Source organism: Mesorhizobium sp. M7A.F.Ca.US.002.01.1.1 (assembly GCF_004022955.1).
Lineage (GTDB): Bacteria > Pseudomonadota > Alphaproteobacteria > Rhizobiales > Rhizobiaceae > Mesorhizobium > Mesorhizobium ciceri.
The window spans coordinates 1-5,382 of the sequence record NZ_RZQE01000410.1 but is presented as its reverse complement, the minus strand read 5'-3'; the positions used below and the strand labels follow the sequence as shown (position 1 = coordinate 5,382).

Annotated in this window: 4 protein-coding genes; 1 reads left to right on the top strand and 3 read right to left on the bottom strand. The window is 63.0% G+C overall.

Annotation, left to right across the window (positions count from 1 at the left end):
* The 3 genes from EN932_RS28140 to EN932_RS28130 all read right to left on the bottom strand — a co-directional run.
* The coding region (locus EN932_RS28140) for an exopolysaccharide biosynthesis polyprenyl glycosylphosphotransferase (RefSeq protein ID WP_128369232.1) at positions 1-1,350 on the bottom strand (1,350 nt) is incomplete at its 3' end.
* Between the two features lie 94 nt (positions 1,351-1,444).
* Positions 1,445-2,575: a glycosyltransferase family 4 protein gene (locus EN932_RS28135; protein ID WP_127368454.1), complete on the bottom strand. Its 1,131-nt coding sequence runs from the start codon at positions 2,573-2,575 to the stop codon at positions 1,445-1,447.
* 10 nt (positions 2,576-2,585) lie between these two features.
* Entirely contained in the window at positions 2,586-3,149 is a 564-nt protein-coding gene (locus tag EN932_RS28130; RefSeq protein ID WP_013532220.1) for a polysaccharide biosynthesis/export family protein, read from the bottom strand.
* A gap of 260 nt (positions 3,150-3,409) precedes the next feature.
* Between EN932_RS28130 and EN932_RS28125 the strand changes: the two genes are divergently transcribed.
* Positions 3,410-5,382 (top strand): Wzz/FepE/Etk N-terminal domain-containing protein (locus EN932_RS28125; protein ID WP_128369231.1); only part of this gene is annotated, 1,973 nt, incomplete at its 3' end.

Below are 5,382 nucleotides of genomic sequence, written 5' to 3'. Positions count from 1 at the left end.
CTTGTGGCGGGCGAAATAGCCGTCGACGACCTCGTTGTAGAGCAGGTTATGCGACTGCGCGGCGATGGCGTGCGGACGCGGGCCGACCAGCGATAGCGAACCCAGAAGCGAATTGAAGAACTGCGGCAGCTCGTCGATCGAGGTCTTGCGGATGAAGCGGCCGACGCGGGTGACGCGAGGATCGTTCTTGGTCACCGTCTGCTTGGCGGTCGGGTCGGCCTTGTCGGTATACATCGAACGGAACTTATAGACCTCGATGATCTCGTTGTTGAAACCGTGCCGCTTCTGATGGAACAGCACCGGACCCTTGCTGTCGAGCTTGATGGCGATGGCGGTCGCCAGCATCACCGGCGAGAACACGACGATGCCGATCAGGCTGAAGACGATGTCGAAGGCGCGTTTGGCCACCGAATCCCAGTCGTTGATCGGCTTGTCGAAGATGTCGAGCATCGGCACCGCGCCGATGTAGGAATAGGCACGCGGGCGAAACTGCAGTGCGTTGGAATGCGCCGAAAGCCGGATGTCGACCGGCAGCACCCACAGCTTCTTCAGCAACTGCAGAACGCGGGATTCGGCGGTCAGCGGCAGCGACACGATCAGCATGTCGATGCGGGCGATGCGGGCGAATTCAATCAGTTCCGAAATGGTGCCGAGCTTGGGGTAGCCGGCGACGATGGGCGGCGAGCGCTTATCGCCGCGATCGTCGAAGATGCCGCAGATGCGGATATCGTTGTAGGGCTGCTTTTCGACCGAGCGGATCAGGATTTCCGCCGCCTTGCCGCCGCCGACGATGACGGCGCGCCGCTCCATGCGGCCATCGCGCGCCCAGGCCCGGATCAGCTTCGACATTACCAGCCTGAGGCCGAAGATGAGAACGAAGCCGATGACGAACCAGCTGCCCAACAAAAGACGCGAATAGTTTTCCGACATCTTCATGACGAACGCCGTCAGCGCCATGAGGGCGAAAGTGCCGGCCCAGACCAGCAGCACGCGGCCGAAATTGGCGATCGGCCGCATCAGGGCGACGATCTGGTAGCAGTCGGTGACGTCGAGCAGCACCACGGCAAGGAACGACGCGGCGGCGATCGTTACCGGATACTGCCAGGCGAGATAATTGAAGAACCCGACATAATGGAAATAGACGGCGAGCCCGGACAGGAACAGCAAGCCGAATTCGACCATGCGCAGGACGCCGCTGACCATGATCGGCGACATCGTATCGCGCCGGTACTGCGAGGCGACCTGGCGCGCGACATCGTTCATGCCGCTTGGCGTGTCGCCATCGGCCGGGCCGTCGAATTTACGCACCGCCTCTGCTGAAAAGCGGCGCGCGGGGTCGATCTCGTTCATGAGGGCTTTCCGCAAGCTTCCCCTCGGTCATAGCAAAAGAGAGCTAAGAAACCCTTGAAACAACATACGGCTTTGGAACGGCTTGGTCCTGCGCCTACCTGTCGAGCGCGGCGAAATAGGCGTTCTCGATGTCGGCGGCCATCACATCGGCGCCGAAGCGTGCCTTGAGGTCGGCCTCATCCGGCATCAGGTCGCGATAGGCGGCCGGGTCGGCCAGCGCCTGGCTCATCCTTTCGGCGAGCTCGATCGGGTCAGGTCGGATCAGGGCAGGGGAACCGGTGTCGAATATCTCCGGAATGCCGCCGACCGCTGTTGCGATCATCGGCTTTCCCGCGGCAAGCGTTTCCAGGACGATATAGGGCATGGCTTCGGCGCGCGAAGGAACGATGATAAGCGCGGCAAGGGCAAAGGCCTCCCTGGCCGGCATCGGCGGTAGGAAGCGGACATGGCGCTCGAGCCCGAGGCGTTTCACTTGCCCGTGGTAACGCGGTAGGTCGTCGCCGTCGCCGACCATCACCGCGGTCAGCGCGCGGCCGAACCGTGGGCCGGCGAGCGCCAATGCGTCGATGAAGATGTCCGGCCCCTTCAGGTCGCGCATCATGCCGATATAAAGCAGGTCGGCTGCGTCCGGCGCGGTGATCACCGGCTCGAATTCAGTGGCGCGCAGGCCGTTATAGACGAGGGTGTTGGGAATGGGCGGCTCGCCGACCTTGTGGCGATAGGTCCGCCGCTCATAGTCCGAGACAAACAGCAGATAGTCGGTGAAGCGAGCCATGAAGCGCTCGAGCGCGAAGAACAGCTTTCCGGTGGTCGTGTTCTCGTCATAGTGGAGGGAGCCGCCATGCGGCGAATAAAGGCGGGCTACGCGAGACCTTGATACCCGCAACAACGAGCCGAACAGACGGGCATAGGCGCCACCCTTGGCGCCGTGCCCGTGCAGTACGTCCGGCCGCAATTCCTTGATGATCCTGTACGTGCGCCAGGCCGAGGCAAGGTCGCCGGGACCGACGTGGCGCTGCATCGGCGTGCGATGAATGCCGAGCGCCAGCATGTTCTTCATCTGCTCGAACAGATGTTCCTCGAACGCGCCGCCCGTCGTCGAATCGCAGACGATGCCGACGGAATGCCCGGCGGCGACCTGCGCCTCGGTCAGGTCGCGCACATGCCGGAAAATTCCTCCGACGGGTGAGCGAAAGCAATGGACGATCCTGAGCCTGTCCGCCACTTGGTATCTGTCAGAACAGGCGTTCGCGGACGTAGACCGTATCGCCCGGCAGCAGCGGGTCGGAGGTGACCACGCGGCCGGTCATCACCTTGCCGTTGATGTCGCGGGTGATGTCGACGCTTTCCTGGTTGGCGCGCGGCGTGAAGCCGCCGGCAATGGCGATTGCCTTCTGCACCGTCAGGCCGGGGACGTAAGAGTATTGGCCGGCGGCACCCACTTCGCCCATGACGAAGATCGGCCGGTAGCGGTCGATCTCGACCGAAACGTCGGGATCGCGCAGATAGCCTTGCCGCAATTTGTCGGCGATCTCCTTTTCCATCTGCTGCGCGGTGTGGCCGCGCGCCGGTATGGCGCCGACAAGCGGGAAGGAGAGATAGCCGGATTGATCGACGCTGTAGGTGTTGGTCAGCCCGTCCTGCTCGAACACGGTGACGCGGACGCGATCGCCGGCGCCAAGACGATAGGGCTGATCGAGCACCTCATGGAAGGCGGCCGGCGTCGGCCGGTAGCTGGAACAGCCAGCCAGCATCGATACGGCAAGCAGCGCGCGAAACAGGGAAGCAGTGCTTTTCATGACCGGACAAGTACCTTCGACTGGGCCGCTGCGGCGTCGCAGCAAACATCAGGGATCGAGGCCCGTTATCATCCTGTTAGGGTTAATGGCCGGTAAAGGGAGCGGCCGACACGTGGCGCATCGGCAAGAGTTTTTGCGATTTCTGGCGGTTTTGTTTGTCGCCCGCCAGTAAACCCTAACGAAAACTTACCGCGATCTTAACGGCTGAGTTACCATAGTTGTTTACGGTGCGTGCTGACCCAGTATCGGAGTAGGGATGCATGTCCGTTCAGTCCGCGGCCGCAGATGTCGATGTCGATCTCAGGCAGCTCTTCGCCAGCCTGGCGAGGAATTGGCTGCGTATAGGCCTCGTCGTCCTGTTGGCGACCGGGCTGGCCTTTGCTTTCGCCTCGCTGGCAACCCGGCACTACAAGGCCGAGACGCAGGTGGAGATCGCGCCGCGCGAATCCATCTACACGCGGCCGGCCAGCAATAACAACGACACCGACAAGCCTATTCTCGACGAGCAGGGCGTCGCCACCCAGGTCCAGATCATTTCCTCCAACGAAATCCTCAAGCAGGTCTCGCAAAAGCTTGGGCTGGAAAAACTGCCCGAGTTCAATGAAGCGCTCGACATGTCGGCGCTGAGCCGCGCTCTGGTCCTGGTCGGGCTGAAAAGCGACCCGATGGAAATTCCGACGGAAGAGCGCGTGCTCAAGAAAATGCACGAGAAGCTCAACGTCTACGGCGTCGAGAAGACCCGCATCATTGCCATCGAGTTCTCATCGGAAGATCCCAAGCTCGCGGCCGCCATACCGGACGCCATCGCTGCCGCCTATATAGCGGGGCAAGGGGCGGCCAAGCTCGAATCGAACAGCGCCGCGGCAGACTTCCTGGCGCCCGAGATCGCCGACCTGCAGCGGCAGGTCAAGGATGCGGAGGCGAAGGTCGCCGCCTATCGCGCCCAGTCCGATCTTCTGATGGGTGGCAACAATTCGGTGCTGGCCACCCAGCAGCTTTCGGAACTGTCGAGCGAACTGTCGAAAGTGCGCGCCAACCGCGCTGCGGCCGAAGCGACCGCCGACGGTGTGCGCAGGGCGCTGCAGAATGGCGGTTCGCTGGACGCCGTGCCGGAGGTTCTGTCATCGGACCTGATCCAGCGCTTGCGTGAGCGACAGGTCGAATTGCGCTCCAACATCGCCGATCTGTCGACGACGCTGCTTGGAAATCATCCGCGCATTCGCGCGCTGAAATCGCAACTGTCCGATCTCGACGCGCAGATCCGCAGCGAGGCCCAGAAGATCATGAAAGGCCTGTTGATGCAGGCCGAGACGGCAAAGGCCCGCGAGAACCAGCTCGTCGCCGACGTCAACACATTGAAAGCCGCTTCGGCGCAGGCCGGCGAACAACAGGTCGACCTCGACGCACTGCAGCGCGACGCGACCGCCAAGCGACAGCAGCTCGAACTCTACCTGACCAACTACCGCGAAGCCGCTTCGCGCCAGGACCGCAACTATCTGCCGGTCGACGCCCGGATCGCCTCGAAGGCGTCGGTTCCCTCCGAGGCCTATTTTCCGAAGGTGGGGCCCATCGTCGGCGCGGCTTTCGCCGCATCGCTGCTGATCATGGCCATCGTGACGCTTCTGCGGGAGCTGTTCTCAGGCCGCGCGATGCGGCCGGCGAGCGGTTCCCGTTTCGAACGGATCGATGAGGTGGCGATGCCCCATGTGGCGCAGACGCCGGCCGCCAAGCCATTTTTCCGCCCCGAGACTGCCGTCTTCCAGGAAGCCGTCATTCACCAGGAACTGCCTGAACCTGCGCATGAAGCCGATGCGGAGCCTTTTGCCGCTGCGATGCCGGCCATGGCCGAGGCGCCGGATGTGGTCGCAATGCCCGCTACGGCGGCGACAGAGCAAACGGTTGTCGAGCCCGAACCGGCGCGTTCCACCCTGGGCGAGATCGATATCGAAAGGGCTGCCGAAAAGCTGATCGCCAGCGGTGCGGCGCGCGCCATATTCGTCTCGCCGGAAGGCGACGAGGCGGCTGCATCGGCGATCCTGGTGGCGCGCGAAGTCGCCGACGCCGGGCTGCGCGTGCTGTTGCTGGACCTCACCGCGTCGGGGGCCGCCTCGCGGCCGATGCTGGACAGCGGACTTTTTCCCGGCATCACCAACCTGCTCGCTTCGGAAGCGCAGTTCAGTGACGTCATCCATGCCGATCTCTACTCGGACTGTCACGTCATTCCGGTCGGAAC

What these genes read in the sequence shown, in the direction of transcription:
- EN932_RS28130 (WP_013532220.1), bottom strand. Translation starts at nt 3,149, where the DNA reads ATGAAAAGCACTGCTTCCCTGTTTCGCGCGCTGCTTGCCGTATCGATG.